The following is a 14,777-nucleotide window of genomic DNA, read 5'->3' as shown; positions in this document are numbered from 1 at the left end:
GGCTGATGGCTGAAAACCCGGAAATCTCAAAAAGTGCGTGGAACTAAAACCGGTGTGCTTACACAGGCATTAGATGCTTTAGCGATGTTTCGAGCTTTATGCGTTCATTTTCCGACTGGAACCAGTCTTTACGGTCCTTTGGTCCTATTTTTGAGGGGTTCTGTAGTGCATCGAGATCGGTATCCTGAATGCGATGAAAAACCGTGTATCGAATCAGAATGCGGAGCCTCTGAACAGCAAAATACAGCTGCTCAGGATCAAGTAACGAGACTTCAGGAACAAAGATCGTTTCAAGTTAGGCGTAATGTTCCACTATGGGAAACTGAATATGAATTTTCGAGTAATCATTTAGGGGGATTATAGAGTTTTTTTTGCTCGTAACGTTGTATTCGCTCGTAATTCTCCCTTTCTCTTTCCTTTTGCCACATATTGATGCATCCAGGATCACTAGGGATAAGACAATATGTTTTTTTATCAGTTTGATACTCAGTCTTCTCCCAAGATAATGTTGATGTATCCTCTGGTGATGGTAAATAATATTTCTTATCAGTACCATATAACATATCTGGTGAGGCCGATACTGCAACGCTATGAAGCAATAAGATAAAAGCAGCATATGCATAATTTTGTAAGAAAGGCATGAACGTTACTCCCTTAAATATAAATTCATATGACACCTTTATATAAGTCAAAGTTCATGATCCGATAAAAAATAAGAAAGTGAAAATGTAGAACTGTTGATTGAGCCACCACAAAAGATGAAGACTCTTTTTTATACATTTACTTAATGAGTATATAACTGAACCAGTTTACGAATAACTTCACTCAAAGTAGCTAAAATATAGTAATTAATGTTATAGGTGATGATGCTCTATTGACGAAAAACTGTTGATTTACCCTTTGTCTCTGTTGTGAAAACAGACATCCAGATAGCATTTGAGCCATGAACAAGACAACTGTAGAAGAACTCATCATGGCCACATCAGTCACTTCAATCCAATTCGTTGCATTAGGAGCATCAGACATGATGCGTAAACAGGAGAAAGCTGCATTTTCAGGTGCCAGATACACTTTCGAGCGCCAACGGCAATTCAGTGGTTCGCCATCTCCCAACGTTTACAGTGCCTTCCCTTTCGTGATGTACAGCGTATCGCTCGATTCATCGTTATAAGCACAATCAAAACTGGCTGTGATGTGACGAATGTCCATACTGGCCGGATCAAAAATAAAACCAGCCACACCCTTATCGATGTCATACAAGGCCAGATATTCATTTTCCACTCTCCAGGCACGAATAGACGACGGGTTAAACATCGGCGCCACTGTTTGGCCTCGATAATACTTGCCGTACCTATTTCCGCCGCCCCGGATGCGCTGATAGAAACCAGTCCATTGGGTGAGGCATAAAGTGCAAAACCATTCATGGTCATCATTCATTGACGTGAAACACAGGAGAGTGCGATAAGTGAATGGGTTGAGGTGATGTTTGATGGCAAAATGCCAGAAAAGATATAGGGAATGCCTTTCGTGCCCACGACCAACGTCGTCCCCACTGCGGCAATAGCGACTATCTCATCCTGTGAAGTTTGTTTATTACTGTCCTTCCAGGCATAGGGCAAGTAAGCCTCACTGAACATCACCTGATTGCCCTTAAATCCCGCAGCGTTGCCATTCGACATCATGCATAAACCGATCATGCCATCGGGTGGCATAAAGTAGTACGCAGTTGATCGTTACTCGTAGCAAAAACAATCTTGTAAGATGTTGCGCCAGCAGATTCAGCTTTTGCAGCTACCTGAGATTCAAAATCGCTCAGCGTTTCTGCACCATTGACCTGAACAGTGCCAACTTCTTGTGCAGCAAAGCTATCGAAAGAAACCAGACCAAGAGCAATAACCACGTCAAATTTTTTGATTAAATAAATGATATAAATCCCTCTGTTCGATGTCTGATAAAAAAGTCATCAACCTTTGATTCGATTAATTATAGCGACATCATTCAGCATCTGGTATCAGATAAAATTGTTATATTTTATTCAAAATAATTGAAATATATTGTTATACATCAAAAGGAAATATCGCTAGCCAAAGCCAGTTGGTTGATTCTGTGTCTATGTTCTAAAAAAACACACATTGGTATCATTATGGGGTATGAGCAGAATACCTTCAGATGAGATTTTTCAGCAGAATAGACACCGGTCCTGCCACAAACCTTGTTCACCCGCCAAGGAAAAAGCCGATGGATTTACTCCTCGATCCATCACCACGTTCCTCTACGAGCCCTTATCTAAGGAGTCTTTTATGAAACTAACTCTAGCCATGGCGTTGATTTTATCAGGCTGTGCGCGGCGAAAGAAACCATATCCAACCAGCAGTTATCTGCGTTGAAACACGATCGGTCTTGTAATTCATTAATGATATACACAAGCGATGGCCCCAAAGTGCTCAGCTTAACGGACGGACACGAATTAAAGGACATAAGTACTAATCAAGAACAATGTTATACATTGTCACATATGGATATCAATAGCCGTGATTACAACATTTACGGTGATAAAAACAGCATATTGCAATCGTTGCGACAAGAACGCGATCAACTATTGAAACGTGATCCATCCACATGGTTTAGTTCGTCCGGGATTGAAGCTCTTTAGTCCTTCAACGCCATGTAAAGTAAACCAATTTATCCACCTTCCGACAGATGAGCGAGCAGCACAGAGCACGTCTGCGACCTCAGTAACGGTCATTCCCCGATGCAGCATCAGTATGGCAATAAGACGTCTGGCGTGGTTTTTATCGCGGGTCTGTTGGGCTTCTTTACGCATCCGTTGTCGTTCTTCATCAGGGATTGCTGCTATGATCGGCATTGCTCAGTCCGGTTGGTGGTTTGTTTTGATTTGGCGATTGATCAGATCGCGCAACTCGGACTGAGTTCCCTTCAAGTGATCTACTATTACGCAAAGTTATTTAGAGTGTTAATCAACGGGGGCCGGTCAGTACGAAAAGAACAACAAACAGATGACCTTTGAACTGCCGCCGTTGATTAACTCGCGCAAGCCTGAGTAATGCCACCATCGGGATATGAGAGCAACTGCGAACTTCTGCTTCTCGCTCATAAAGGACGTCCTGCCTCTTGGGGTTGTCCGCTCAGTGCCAAAGGCGGACGTTGCTTACATAAATCAATGTTACGTTTTGCTGTTAATCAGGTTACCCGGCACGATGAGTTATTATTGCATAACTAACCATATAGTTAAGTAACACTGATGAGCTAGCTCCTACACCTGAACTTGTTAAGTCTATAAATTGAAAATGTTGCGATTTAATTGAACAATATCGTTGCTAGAGATTGGGCTAATTAATTCACTTCTACGTTGAATGGCCATTTCTCGAAACCGTGGTGCAGTTTTTTTATCTGCTCTCTCCAGAGCACCCCATAATTCACCCGCTTGTAAATCGGTACAATAGGCTGGTGTACCAGGGTGCTGACGCCATGAATCTACGAGACGACCTGCATCCAGACCATCAATCCAGCATCGTTTACAAGTTGGATCATTGTCTGTTTTGCTTCAGAATCATCACCCGAGACCGGAAGTGCAATACGCTCAGGATCGCCTTGAACGCGCCCTTTTTCGGCCAAACTAACAGACATTATATTATTGAAAACCTTGATCACTGGGCAGCCCAATTGCAGCTCAACCCACTGACTTTCTACTAAACCTGCATCAATCTCTGGGATCACTTCATCTCGAACACCTGGGTAATAGTTACCGGTGTCTACCACAGGAAAATGCGGAGGAATATTTGCCAACAATCCTTTGGGAAGCTGAGGAATTCTATCTTCAGGAATTGCTATTATGAGTGCATCAACATCTTTGACGGCATCATGAACGGTAACTGCTACTGCTCCAAGATTTGAGGCTAACTCCTTAATACTTTCCGGTCCACGCGAATTCGCTAACATGACACCATGTCCAGCGGCGGAGAATTTTTTTGCAAGTGTACAACCTATGTTTCCAGCACCAATTATTCCGATTCTCATTTTTAACTCCATTAACATTTAATAACTTAGGTAAATTATGGGACTAGAATTACTTTCTGCAAGAAGGCATACAAACCGGACTTAGTCACATGAATATGACCCATAGCTTGGTAGTACTTAAGGATGACAGAAACATTAGCCAAGTGCTCTCGCGCGTTGGGGACAAATGGACGATGATGATGATTTACATTCTGCAGAATGGGCCATTACATTTTAATGGAATGAAACGAAGCATTGATGCCATTTCCCAGCAAATGCTTACAAGGACATTAAAAGCACTGGAACGTGACGGGATAGTGAAACGAACGGTACTGCCTACGAACCCTCCGATGGTCCAATATGCACTGACCGCTTTAGGCTTGTCATTAAGCCAACCTGTGCTGGCGCTCTGTAAATGGGCTTGTGAGAACTTAGAAAAAATTAATTATTCTCAGAACCAATATGACGAAAAAATACAAACCTCTTAGAAATCTACTGACCTAATACTACGATAAGGGGTAATTAATATTATTCCTGTTTCGTCCGCTCCTCGCTCGTTGCAGACGGTAAGATTTTACCGTGTTTAAACACTGAACACTGCCAGTTCAAGTCTGAAACACGACACATCAACATGATTTTCAATAATTATGAGCCTTGATGTAAACATTTTTGTTAGCTGGAGTCTCCTCCAGAACGCGCCAGCCCCGCACCACTGTTCTACATGCTGATGTATCTGGCTGGGCCTGATTTCCCGGTTAGAAAGCGTTCTCGCTTCTGCGATAATGTCCGTTGTTGTTGCTACAAGGCGATTGTGGTTATCCCTATACTGCTCATTGCGGAAGGCAGTAGATATAAGGTCTCTAAGTGCATGCCAGTGACTTACTCTAGCCATTTTCTGTAGATCTCAGTTCAAAAAAGCCCAGCCGCCTTTTTACGAAGATATTCCTGATGCATCTGCTGCGCGGGTGTTGGCCCACCAGGGTGTTTCGGTGCTGCAAGCTGGCGGCAGATCGGCGGAACACTCAATCCGTTTCCGGCGTGCTCAAATGACAGACAAATACAACGATGACCGCGGTAAGGATTGGGTGATTATCAGCAACAAAATAGTTTGATTTACAAACAATTTTGGGGAAAGGTTTTTGGCGCAAAAACTAAGGGTCCGAAATTGGCCCCTATTGTTAATCCACGCTTAACCGCAGATTACATATTGTCGATGATGTCCTGAGCAAACTCGCTACATTTCCACAGCTTAGCGCCTTCCAGCTGACGTTCGAAATCGTAGGTCACAGTCTTGTTCTTAATTGCGCCTTCCATACCCTTAACAATCAGGTCGGCCGCTTCGAACCAGTGCATGTGGCACAGCATCATTTCAGCGGAAAGAATGACTGAACCGGGTTTCACTTTATCCTGACCGGCATATTTCGGTGCTGTACCGTGAGTCGCTTCGAAAAGCGCGCATTCATCACCAATGCTGGCACCGGGCGCGATACCAATACCGCCGACCTGAGCAGCCAGCGCATCGGAAATGTAGTCACCGTTTAGGTTCATACAAGCGATAACGTAATACTCCGCCGGACGCAGCAAAATCTGTTGCAGGAACGCATCGGCAATCACATCTTTAATGATAATGTCTTTGCCGCTGTTCGGATTCTTGATTTTAACCCAAGGACCACCGTCGATCAGTTCACCGCCAAATTCGTCACGTGCCAACTGGTAGCCCCAGTCTTTAAACGCGCCTTCGGTGAATTTCATGATGTTGCCCTTGTGGACTAACGTCACAGATTCAGAATCGTTGACGATGGCGTACTCAATGGCGGCACGTACCAGACGCTTTGTACCCTCTTCAGAGCACGGCCTGATACCAATACCACACTGTTGCGGGAAGCGAATCTTGCTGACACCCATCTCATAACGCAGGAATTTGATCACATTGTCTGCTTCAGCGGTACCGGCTTTCCACTCGATACCCGCATAGATGTCTTCGGAGTTTTCACGGAAGATCACCATGTCAGTCAGCTCAGGTTGTTTAACCGGGCTTGGTGTACCTTCGTAATAACGAACCGGACGCAGACAGATATAGAGATCCAGTTGTTGGCGCAGAGCAACGTTCAGAGAACGGATACCGCCGCCGACAGGCGTAGTCAGTGGGCCTTTGATGGCGACACGGTAATCACGAATCAAATCCAGCGTCTCTTCCGGCAACCAGACGTCGCTGCCATACACCTGGGTGGATTTTTCACCGGTGTAGATTTCCATTTATGAGATAGCGCGTTTGCCGTCATAAGCTTTCTTCACTGAGGCATTAACAACATTGATCATCGCAGGAGTTACATCCACGCCGATACCGTCGCCTTCGATAAAGGGGATGATCGGATTATTAGGATCGTTCAGCTTACCTTGGGCATCAACAGTGATTTTTTGTCCGTCTGTTGGTACAACTACTTTGCTTTCCATTAACCTCTCCTTCGAGCGCAATTTTGTTAATTATTTGTAAGATGCGCGTCAATACTACTTGAATATTTTGCCCACGCCAATCGCAAACCATTTCGAATATAATGCCTTTGTAACTCTCGGCTATAAAGATGATGAATAAATTCTCGGTTAAAAATCAAAACCTTAAGCGATTCAGTTCGCAAACTTCGCGTAAACGCGCGGTTTCCACTGTGCCGCGCCGCATCGTTCTGTTCAACAAACCTTTTGACGTGCTTCCGCAGTTTACCGATGAAGCAGGCCGCACTACCCTGAAAGACTATATCCCTTTTCCTGATATTTATGCCGCAGGACGGTTGGATCGTGATAGCGAGGGTCTAATGATTCTCACTAATGACGGAAAACTGCAAGCCCGACTCACTCAACCGGGGAAAAAAACCGCGAAAATCTATTATGTTCAGGTAGAAGGCACCCCGACAGAGGCAGATTTGCGGCAATTTCGTCGCGGCTTGCCGTTGAAAGATGGCATGACATTGCCCGCAGGCACAGAAATTGTTGCTTCCCCGGAGTGGCTATGGGAACGCGTGCCGCCGATTCGCGAAAGGAAAACCGTTTCAGACAGTTGGCTAAAAATCACGCTGCATGAGGGGCGAAACCGTCAGGTTCGTCGCATGACAACGCACATAGGCTATCCAACCCTACGCCTGATACGCTACGGTATGGCCAATCAGACACTGGACCATTTACCGCCTGGCACCTGGAGAGAGATTCTTGATGTTTAAACCACATGTTACCGTGGCCTGTGTGGTACAGGCTGAAAACCATTTTTTAATCGTTGAAGAAGAGATTCGCTGTAAAGCAACCTGGAACCAGCCCGCAGGGCACCTTGAGGCTAACGAAACATTGATTCAGGCGGCTCGACGCGAACTGTGGGAAGAAACCGTCATCAGTTCAGCACCGCAGGCTTTTCTGCGTCTTCACCAGTGGATTGCCCCCGACCAAACCCCGTTTCTGCGTTTTTGCTTTGCCATTGATCTCCCAGCAATACTTCCAACCACCCCGCATGACAGCGATATCAGTTGCTGTCACTGGCTCAGCGCCGAGGAAATTCTGCATTCCACGCAGTTGCGATCGCCGCTAGTGGCAGAAAGTATTCGCTGCTATCAGACGACAGAACACTATCCGCTCAGCCTGCTGGGAGCCTTTAACTGGCCTTTTGAAATGCCCAATGCGCAGGATTAGCCATGCAGCCCGGGCAACATCATGATAAAATATGCCTCTTGTTTTTCATGCTGACGCGTTGAAGTCCTTTGAGCCGCGCGTCAACACTTCAGTTCGTGAGACGCCCATGTCAGATAACAGCCAGAAAAAAATCATTGTCGGAATGTCCGGCGGTGTCGATTCTTCCGTTTCCGCCTACCTGTTACAGCAACAGGGCTATCAGGTTGAAGGCCTGTTCATGAAGAACTGGGAGGAAGACGATGACACGGAGTATTGCTCTGCGGCTACCGATCTGGCCGATGCGCAAGCCGTATGCGACAAATTGGGCATTGTGCTACACACCGTCAATTTTGCTGCGGAATATTGGGATAATGTATTTGAACATTTTCTGGCGGAATACCGTGCGGGCCGCACGCCCAACCCCGATATCCTGTGTAATAAAGAGATAAAATTCAAAGCGTTTTTGGAGTTTGCCGCTGAAGATCTAGGGGCCGACTATATCGCTACCGGCCACTATGTTCGCCGCCATGACAGCGGCTGTGCCACGCGTTTGTTGCGCGGAAAAGACGGCAATAAAGATCAAAGTTATTTCCTTTACACACTCAACCACCAGCAAATCTCGCAAAGCCTGTTCCCGGTGGGAGAGCTGGAAAAACCTGAAGTGCGCCGTATCGCAGAACGCCTTGGTCTGGCAACCGCGCAAAAGAAAGATTCCACAGGTATCTGTTTTATCGGTGAACGCAAATTCCGAGATTTTCTGGCGCGCTACTTGCCTGCACAGCCGGGACCTATCCTGTCCGTCCATGACGGCAAACCCATGGGGCAACATCAGGGCTTGATGTACCACACACTGGGACAGCGCAAAGGGTTGGGCATCGGCGGTGTCAAAGAGGGCAGCGAAGATCCCTGGTATGTGGTTGATAAAGACGTCGCGAATAATATTCTGTATGTTGCGCAAGGACACAATCATCCACGCCTGATGTCACAGGGACTTATCGCGCAACAGCTGCATTGGGTCGATCGCCAACCGCGCCTTGAACCTTTCCGCTGTGTCGTGAAAACGCGATATCGTCAGGAAGACATTCCCTGTACGGTAACCCCGCTGGATAGCGAACGCATCAGTGTTCGTTTTGATGCGCCGATCGCTGCCGTCACACCGGGTCAATCCGCGGTGTTTTATCAGGGAGAGGTTTGTCTTGGCGGTGGCATCATCGAAGAACGAGTACAGGAGTAGCCTGTGGCTAAAAATTACCAGGACATCACGCTGGCTCTGGCGGGCGTTTGTCAATCTGCCCATCTGGTTCAACAGTTGGCGCACCATAGCCACGGTGATAATGACGTACTGCAAACTTCGCTCAACAGCCTGTTGGATATGAATCCCGGATCTACCGTGGCAGTATTCGGTGGCGATGAGCGTAACGTAAAGGTCGGATTGGAAACCTTGCTGGGTATTTTAAACAGCAGCGCCAAGGGCGTAGGCGCAGAATTATCCCGCTATGCTTTTAGTTTGATTGCCCTTGAGCGCAAGTTAAGTGGCAATAGCGCAGCGCTCGACGAATTGGGTAACCGTATTAGCCAACTATCACGCCAACTCGAACATTTCGAGCTCATGTCAGAGACGATTATCAGCGCTCTGGCCGGGATTTATGTCGATGTCATCAGCGCACTGGGCCCGAGAATTCAGGTAACCGGTTCCCCGAAAGTGCTGAAAAATACGCAGGTGCAGGCCAAAGTGCGCGCCGCGCTGCTGGCAGGTATCCGTGCTGCGGTACTGTGGCAACAGGTCGGCGGTGGACGTTTGCAACTGATGTTTTCTCGCGCTCGTTTGGTGAAAGAAACCAAACTGATACTGGCCCGTTGTTAATCCATGGGCGACCGCTTTCGAAATCAACAAACGGCGCATAGGCCCCCCATGCATCATCACAACACCTAAACGTTGCTGATGTTATCGTTTTAATTTATGTGTTGTTAAACCTATACTTTGATAAATACACCCCAGGAGTTGCTTGCGATGGAATTATCTTCACTGACCGCCGTGTCCCCGATTGATGGTCGCTACGGTGATAAAGTCAGCACGTTACGCGCTATTTTCAGTGAATTTGGTTTACTGAAATTTCGTGTGCAGGTTGAAGTCCGCTGGCTGCAAAAATTGGCAGCCTGTGCAGAAATCAAGGAAGTTCCTGCATTTGACGCCGACGCAAACGCTTTCCTTGATAAAATTGTCGCAGAATTCAATGAAACTGACGCCGCGCGTATCAAAACTATCGAACGCACGACCAATCATGATGTGAAAGCGGTCGAGTATTTTCTGAAAGAAAAAGTCGCGGCGGTCCCTAGCCTGCATGCGGTCAATCAATTTATCCATTTCGCCTGTACGTCAGAAGATATTAACAACCTGTCTCACGCCTTGATGCTGGATTGCGCACGCCGTGATGCCATTCTGCCGTTCTGGCGTCAAATTATTGATGCCCTCAAGACGTTGGCACAGCAGTATCGTGACATTCCCCTGCTCTGCCGCACCCACGGCCAGCCCGCAACGCCGTCGACCATTGGCAAAGAGTTCGCCAACGTGGTTTACCGCATGGAGCGCCAATATCGCCAACTGCAACATGTCGAAATTCTTGGCAAAATCAATGGCGCAGTGGGTAACTACAACGCGCATTTGGCCGCTTATCCCACGCTGGACTGGCACGCATTCAGCGAAAGCTTCGTCACCTCGCTGGGTATTCAGTGGAATCCCTACACCACGCAGATTGAACCGCACGACTACATAGCGGAACTTTTCGACTGCATATCCCGCTTCAATACCATTCTGATCGATTTCGATCGGGATATCTGGGGTTATATCGCACTGAATCACTTCAAGCAGAAAACCATCGCGGGTGAAATAGGCTCTTCCACAATGCCGCACAAGGTGAACCCAATCGACTTCGAAAACTCCGAAGGCAATCTGGGACTGGCCAATGCCGTACTGGGCCATTTGGCAACCAAGTTGCCGGTGTCACGCTGGCAGCGTGATTTGACCGATTCCACCGTACTTCGTAACTTAGGTGTGGGTATCGGTTATGCGCTAATCGCTTATCAAGCAACCCTGAAAGGCATCAGCAAACTGGAAGTGAACCGCGACCGTCTGCTGGATGAGCTGGACAACAACTGGGAAGTGCTGGCTGAACCTATCCAAACGGTCATGCGCCGTTATGGTATTGAGAAGCCTTATGAGAAACTGAAAGAGCTGACACGTGGAAAACGCGTTGACGGTGCAGGCATCCAGGCCTTTATTGACGGCCTCGAATTGCCTGAAGAAGAAAAAACACGCCTAAAAGCGATGACGCCGTCAACCTACATTGGTCACACGGTGACGCTGGTAGACACGTTAAAATAACGTGTAAGCACGAGGGGTAACAACCCCTCGTGCCTGCTTTGCGATTGATTATTGGTTCGCGTTAGGCTTTTTCTCCATTCCCTCGACGTTTGTTTACATTTAGTTTACTGCGATTGTGGATAATTTACATCGCCACCGCCAATGCTCAATTCTGCTTTTTTTGTTAGAATTAGGAGGCATAGCCCGGATCGTCTAGTTCAATGAAGGATAAAGTCATGCGCGTATTAGTTGTTGAAGATAATGTGTTGCTGCGCCATCACCTCACCGTTCAGATGAAAGAAATGGGCCATCAGGTTGATGCGGCTGCGGACGCTAAAGAAGCAGATTATTTCCTGCATGAACATGCCCCTGATATCGCTATTCTGGACTTGGGATTGCCCGTTGAAGATGGTATGACGCTGATTCGCCGTTGGCGCAATCAGCAAGTGAAGCTGCCCATTTTGGTACTGACAGCACGAGAAAGTTGGCAGGATAAAGTCGCCGTACTTGAAGCCGGTGCTGATGACTATGTAACGAAGCCCTTTCATCTCGAGGAAGTCGTTGCCCGAATGCAGGCGCTGATGCGACGTAACAGCGGCCTGGCTTCCCAGTTAATCAGTTTGCCACCGTTTGAAATTGATCTGTCGCGTCGTGAATTAATGGTGGCGGGTACGCCGATTAAGCTCACAGCATTTGAATACACAATTATTGAAACGCTGATTCGTAACAACGGTAAGGTGGTCAGCAAGGAGTCACTCATGCTGCAACTTTATCCTGATGCAGAATTGCGTGAAAGCCACACTATTGATGTGTTAATGGGACGTCTACGCAAAAAATTGCAACTGGTGTATGATGCCGACGTAATCACTACTGTGCGAGGCCAAGGCTATCGTTTTGATTTGGTCGCCTCTTCATAGCTATGCGTGTAAAAAGACGGCCATTCTCCTTACGTATCCGTTTTCTGCTTGCTGCTGTCGCTATAGTGCTGGCCCTATCGCTGTCATATGGGGCCATCGCTATTATTGGCTACAGCGTAAGTTTTGATAAAACGTCATTCCGTTTGCTGCGCGGTGAAAGCAACCTGTTTTACCGTCTGGCGCAGTGGAAGGATCATCAGCTTAGCGTCACCATGCCGTCTGACATGGATATCAGCTATCCCACGCTGGTGCTGATTTACGATCAGGGCGGCAAAATTCTCTGGCGCGAACGCGAAGTACCGGAACTGGAAGCGCTGATCAAACCCGAGTGGCTGACAAAAACCGATTACCACGAACTTGATACCAACACCCAGACCAGCAGCTCGGTATTCAAAGGCGATGCTCAGGTCCTCAGCAAGCTGACCCGCTTTAGCAGCAAGATAGAAAAGACTCCGTTCACCCACTCTATCGCCGTCAATACCTACCCGGCCACAGAAAATCTGCCCGCGTTAACCATTGTCGTGATTGATAAAATCCCCCAGGAACTGCAACAGGCAGATATGGTCTGGGAGTGGTTTAGCTATGTTTTTATCGCCAATTTGTTGTTAGTGCTACCTTTACTCTGGCTCGCTGCCCACTGGAGTTTGCACCCGATCAAGACGCTGGCGGAACAGGTTGCCGATTTGGAAAATGGCACCCGCGAACAGCTTGATGAGAATCCACCGCGCGAACTTTATAGCCTGGTGCGCAACCTCAACATTCTGCTCAATAACGAACGTAAGCGTTATCAAAAATACCGCACGGCGCTAACTGATCTAACGCATAGCCTAAAAACACCTCTTGCCGTGCTACAAACCACATTACGTGCGCTACGAACGGATAAAGAAGTGCATATCGAACAGGCAGAACCGGTGATGCTGGCGCAAATCAGCCGTATCTCACAACAGATAGGCTACTACCTGCATCGCGCGAGCATGCGTTATGAACACAATCTGCTGCTGCGTGAGGTGCACTCCGTTCCAGCATTGCTTGATGGCCTGTGTTCCGCACTGAACAAAGTGTATCAGCGTAAAGGCGTTGTCATCACGTTGGATATTTCCCCGGAATTAACCTTTGTCGGCGAAAAAAACGACTTTATGGAAGTGCTGGGTAACGTGCTCGACAACGCCTTTAAATACAGCCTTGAGTTTGTTGAAGTGAGCGCACAGTATTCGGACCATCGTCTGCATTTGCTGATCGACGATGATGGCCCCGGCATACTGCGCAGCCAACGTGAAATGATTTTCCAACGTGGTCAACGGGCGGATACGCTGCGCCCCGGTCAGGGCATTGGACTCTCCGTCGCGCTGGATATTATCGAGCAATACGAAGGGGAAATTATCATCACCGACAGTGTCCTTGGTGGTGCCCGCGTTGAAACCATTTTCGGCCGTCAGCATCCACATCCTGATTAACCTCGGCTTTGTTGTCATCACACTGCCGCTCTGTGCTGCAACTCCGACGCTGAAATTGGTTATACTCTTACAGCCCCCCTTTGTTGGAAACATGGTATGGATTATTAACTGAATCTCGATTGGCCATCTTTCATGGCGAATTACTGGCAAAAACGCCCTGTGGTGATCAAACAGGGTTTTACCGATTTCATCGATCCCATATCCCCCGATGAACTTGCCGGGCTGGCAATGGAAAACGAAGTTGACAGCCGTTTAGTCAGCCACGATGCAGGCAAATGGCAAGTCAGTCACGGTCCTTTCGACAGCTTTGACCATTTAGGTGAACACAACTGGTCCTTGCTGGTGCAGGCCGTTGACCATTGGCATGACGCCTCAGCAGCACTGATGCATCCGTTTCGTCATATTCCCGACTGGCGTACCGATGATTTGATGATCTCATTCTCCGTACCGGGCGTCGGCGTAGGGCCTCATATCGACCAATATGACGTATTCATCATTCAGGGAACCGGTCAGCGCCGCTGGCGCGTCGGGGAAAAGATCCATATGAAGCAGAACTGCCCTCACCCGGATCTTCTCCAGGTGGATCCGTTCGAGCCGATTATTGATGAGCTGATGTCTCCGGGCGATATTCTCTATATTCCGCCCGGCTTTCCCCATGAAGGCTATTCATTGAAAAATGCACTCAACTACTCGGTCGGCTTTCGTTCACCTAACGGGCGTGAACTCGTCAGCGGTTTTGCCGATTATGTACTAGCTCGTGAGTTGGGGAGCTATCGTTATAGCGATCCCGATATCCCTGAACGTGAACACCCGGCCACGGTATTGCCCCAGGAACTGGATACACTGCAAAAAATGATGCTGGATCTGGTGCAGCAACCGGAACACTTCCAGCGTTGGTTTGGTGAGTTTATTACGCAATCGCGTCATGAGCTGGATATCGCGCCGCCAGAGCAGCCATATCAACCCGGTGAAGTTTACGAATTACTTCAGCAAGGGGCTGCTTTACGACGGTTAAACGGATTACGCGTGCTCTGCGTGGCAGAGCAGTACTTTGTCAACGGTGAGTGCCTCGACACTCCACACCATAGCGCTGCACTCGCCCTGTCAGAGCAGTTGACGTTTGAAGGCGGTGTGTTGGGCGAAGCATTGGAAGATCCTTCCTTCCTGGCAAAATTGACGGTATTCATTAACAGCGGCTATTGGTATTTTATGGATTAAATAATACTGTTATCCTCAGTTGATACCGGTCATTTTTAATGACTGGTATCTATATAAACCTCACATTTCCCCCATCAACAACATGTTTATTACTGTGTCTTCCCCTATCATGGTGACACACACCCTCAATCAAGTATAATTATCTATACTTGTACCTTC

At 47.5% G+C, this 14,777-nt stretch carries 14 protein-coding genes and 5 pseudogenes; 10 read left to right on the top strand and 9 right to left on the bottom strand.

What is annotated here, in order from left to right:
* Nucleotides 1-64: 64 nt before the first annotated feature.
* Nucleotides 65-178, bottom strand: a pseudogene (locus tag CS369_RS23495) (DUF1441 family protein); the annotation flags it as partial.
* On the opposite strand from CS369_RS23495, the pseudogene CS369_RS23490 reads away from it, so the two are divergent.
* A pseudogene (locus CS369_RS23490) lies at nt 179-352 on the top strand (ISL3 family transposase); the annotation flags it as partial. It lies immediately after the preceding pseudogene.
* Here the strand turns inward: CS369_RS23490 and CS369_RS10070 are convergent.
* The 6 genes and pseudogenes from CS369_RS10070 to CS369_RS10045 form a co-directional block, all read right to left on the bottom strand.
* Complete coding sequence (locus CS369_RS10070; RefSeq protein WP_196906972.1) at nt 345-641, bottom strand: hypothetical protein; 297 nt, start codon at nt 639-641, stop codon at nt 345-347. The pseudogene CS369_RS23490 and the gene CS369_RS10070 sit on opposite strands and share 8 nt — an antisense overlap.
* Nucleotides 642-1,116: 475 nt before the next feature.
* Nucleotides 1,117-1,437, bottom strand: a complete 321-nt coding sequence (locus CS369_RS10065) for a hypothetical protein (RefSeq protein WP_196906971.1) — start codon at nt 1,435-1,437, stop codon at nt 1,117-1,119.
* The gene (locus CS369_RS10060) at nt 1,434-1,682 is read right to left on the bottom strand and encodes a hypothetical protein (protein WP_196906970.1); all 249 of its coding nucleotides are present in this window, start codon (nt 1,680-1,682) and stop codon (nt 1,434-1,436) included. Before CS369_RS10060 ends, CS369_RS10065 begins: the two co-directional genes overlap by 4 nt.
* Nucleotides 1,683-1,693: 11 nt before the next feature.
* A complete protein-coding gene (locus tag CS369_RS10055) occupies nt 1,694-1,900 on the bottom strand; it encodes a DUF1471 domain-containing protein (RefSeq protein WP_244664929.1) in 207 nt (68 codons plus the stop codon).
* 729 nt (nt 1,901-2,629) lie between these two features.
* A pseudogene (locus CS369_RS10050) lies at nt 2,630-2,866 on the bottom strand (transposase); the annotation flags it as partial.
* 629 nt (nt 2,867-3,495) lie between these two features.
* Complete coding sequence (locus CS369_RS10045) at nt 3,496-4,056, bottom strand: NADPH-dependent F420 reductase (protein ID WP_196906969.1); 561 nt, start codon at nt 4,054-4,056, stop codon at nt 3,496-3,498.
* A 71-nt stretch (nt 4,057-4,127) separates the two neighbouring features.
* Between CS369_RS10045 and CS369_RS10040 the strand changes: the two genes are divergently transcribed.
* Nucleotides 4,128-4,505 (top strand): helix-turn-helix domain-containing protein, encoded by a 378-nt coding sequence (locus CS369_RS10040; RefSeq protein ID WP_244664928.1) that lies wholly within the window; start codon nt 4,128-4,130, stop codon nt 4,503-4,505.
* Between the two features lie 421 nt (nt 4,506-4,926).
* On the opposite strand, the pseudogene CS369_RS24930 reads toward CS369_RS10040, so the two are convergent.
* A pseudogene (locus CS369_RS24930) lies at nt 4,927-5,061 on the bottom strand (replication protein); the annotation flags it as partial.
* Nucleotides 5,062-5,217: 156 nt separating this feature from the next.
* A pseudogene (gene icd, locus CS369_RS10035) lies at nt 5,218-6,471 on the bottom strand (NADP-dependent isocitrate dehydrogenase).
* Nucleotides 6,472-6,602: 131 nt separating this feature from the next.
* Between icd and rluE the strand changes: the two are divergent.
* The 8 genes from rluE (at nt 6,603) to CS369_RS09995 (ending at nt 14,618) form a co-directional block, all read left to right on the top strand.
* On the top strand, nt 6,603-7,229 hold the full coding sequence (gene rluE, locus CS369_RS10030; protein WP_196906973.1) for a 23S rRNA pseudouridine(2457) synthase RluE: 627 nt from the start codon (nt 6,603-6,605) through the stop codon (nt 7,227-7,229).
* Nucleotides 7,222-7,689 carry an NUDIX hydrolase gene (locus CS369_RS10025; RefSeq protein ID WP_196906968.1) on the top strand — a complete coding sequence of 156 codons (468 nt, stop codon included), beginning with the start codon at nt 7,222-7,224 and terminating at the stop codon, nt 7,687-7,689. Before rluE ends, CS369_RS10025 begins: the two co-directional genes overlap by 8 nt.
* Nucleotides 7,690-7,795: 106 nt before the next feature.
* Complete coding sequence (gene mnmA, locus CS369_RS10020; RefSeq protein WP_196906967.1) at nt 7,796-8,902, top strand: tRNA 2-thiouridine(34) synthase MnmA; 1,107 nt, start codon at nt 7,796-7,798, stop codon at nt 8,900-8,902.
* Nucleotides 8,903-8,905: 3 nt separating this feature from the next.
* Nucleotides 8,906-9,532, top strand: coding sequence for a high frequency lysogenization protein HflD (gene hflD, locus CS369_RS10015; protein WP_196906966.1), 627 nt, complete (start codon nt 8,906-8,908; stop codon nt 9,530-9,532).
* 147 nt (nt 9,533-9,679) lie between these two features.
* Complete coding sequence (gene purB / locus CS369_RS10010) at nt 9,680-11,050, top strand: adenylosuccinate lyase (RefSeq protein WP_196906965.1); 1,371 nt, start codon at nt 9,680-9,682, stop codon at nt 11,048-11,050.
* 215 nt (nt 11,051-11,265) lie between these two features.
* Complete coding sequence (gene phoP, locus CS369_RS10005) at nt 11,266-11,946, top strand: two-component system response regulator PhoP (protein WP_195313029.1); 681 nt, start codon at nt 11,266-11,268, stop codon at nt 11,944-11,946.
* Nucleotides 11,947-11,948: 2 nt separating this feature from the next.
* Nucleotides 11,949-13,400, top strand: coding sequence for a two-component system sensor histidine kinase PhoQ (gene phoQ / locus CS369_RS10000; RefSeq protein ID WP_196906964.1), 1,452 nt, complete (start codon nt 11,949-11,951; stop codon nt 13,398-13,400).
* A 132-nt stretch (nt 13,401-13,532) separates the two neighbouring features.
* On the top strand, nt 13,533-14,618 hold the full coding sequence (locus CS369_RS09995; RefSeq protein WP_244664927.1) for a cupin domain-containing protein: 1,086 nt from the start codon (nt 13,533-13,535) through the stop codon (nt 14,616-14,618).
* Nucleotides 14,619-14,777: the final 159 nt, after the last annotated feature.

It is taken from the genome of Candidatus Symbiopectobacterium sp. 'North America', assembly GCF_015762685.1.
Lineage (GTDB): Bacteria > Pseudomonadota > Gammaproteobacteria > Enterobacterales > Enterobacteriaceae > Symbiopectobacterium.
This window is presented reverse-complemented; position numbering and strand designations above follow the sequence as displayed.

Coding starts and splice junctions, on each gene's coding strand:
- CS369_RS10070 (WP_196906972.1), bottom strand. CDS start 641: ATGCCTTTCTTACAAAATTATGCATATGCTGCTTTTATCTTATTGCTT.
- CS369_RS10065 (WP_196906971.1), bottom strand. CDS start 1,437: ATGAATGATGACCATGAATGGTTTTGCACTTTATGCCTCACCCAATGG.
- CS369_RS10060 (WP_196906970.1), bottom strand. CDS start 1,682: ATGATGTCGAATGGCAACGCTGCGGGATTTAAGGGCAATCAGGTGATG.
- CS369_RS10045 (WP_196906969.1), bottom strand. CDS start 4,056: ATGTTAATGGAGTTAAAAATGAGAATCGGAATAATTGGTGCTGGAAAC.
- CS369_RS10040 (WP_244664928.1), top strand. CDS start 4,128: ATGAATATGACCCATAGCTTGGTAGTACTTAAGGATGACAGAAACATT.
- rluE (WP_196906973.1), top strand. CDS start 6,603: ATGAATAAATTCTCGGTTAAAAATCAAAACCTTAAGCGATTCAGTTCG.
- CS369_RS10025 (WP_196906968.1), top strand. CDS start 7,222: ATGTTTAAACCACATGTTACCGTGGCCTGTGTGGTACAGGCTGAAAAC.
- mnmA (WP_196906967.1), top strand. CDS start 7,796: ATGTCAGATAACAGCCAGAAAAAAATCATTGTCGGAATGTCCGGCGGT.
- purB (WP_196906965.1), top strand. CDS start 9,680: ATGGAATTATCTTCACTGACCGCCGTGTCCCCGATTGATGGTCGCTAC.
- phoP (WP_195313029.1), top strand. CDS start 11,266: ATGCGCGTATTAGTTGTTGAAGATAATGTGTTGCTGCGCCATCACCTC.
- phoQ (WP_196906964.1), top strand. CDS start 11,949: ATGCGTGTAAAAAGACGGCCATTCTCCTTACGTATCCGTTTTCTGCTT.
- CS369_RS09995 (WP_244664927.1), top strand. CDS start 13,533: ATGGCGAATTACTGGCAAAAACGCCCTGTGGTGATCAAACAGGGTTTT.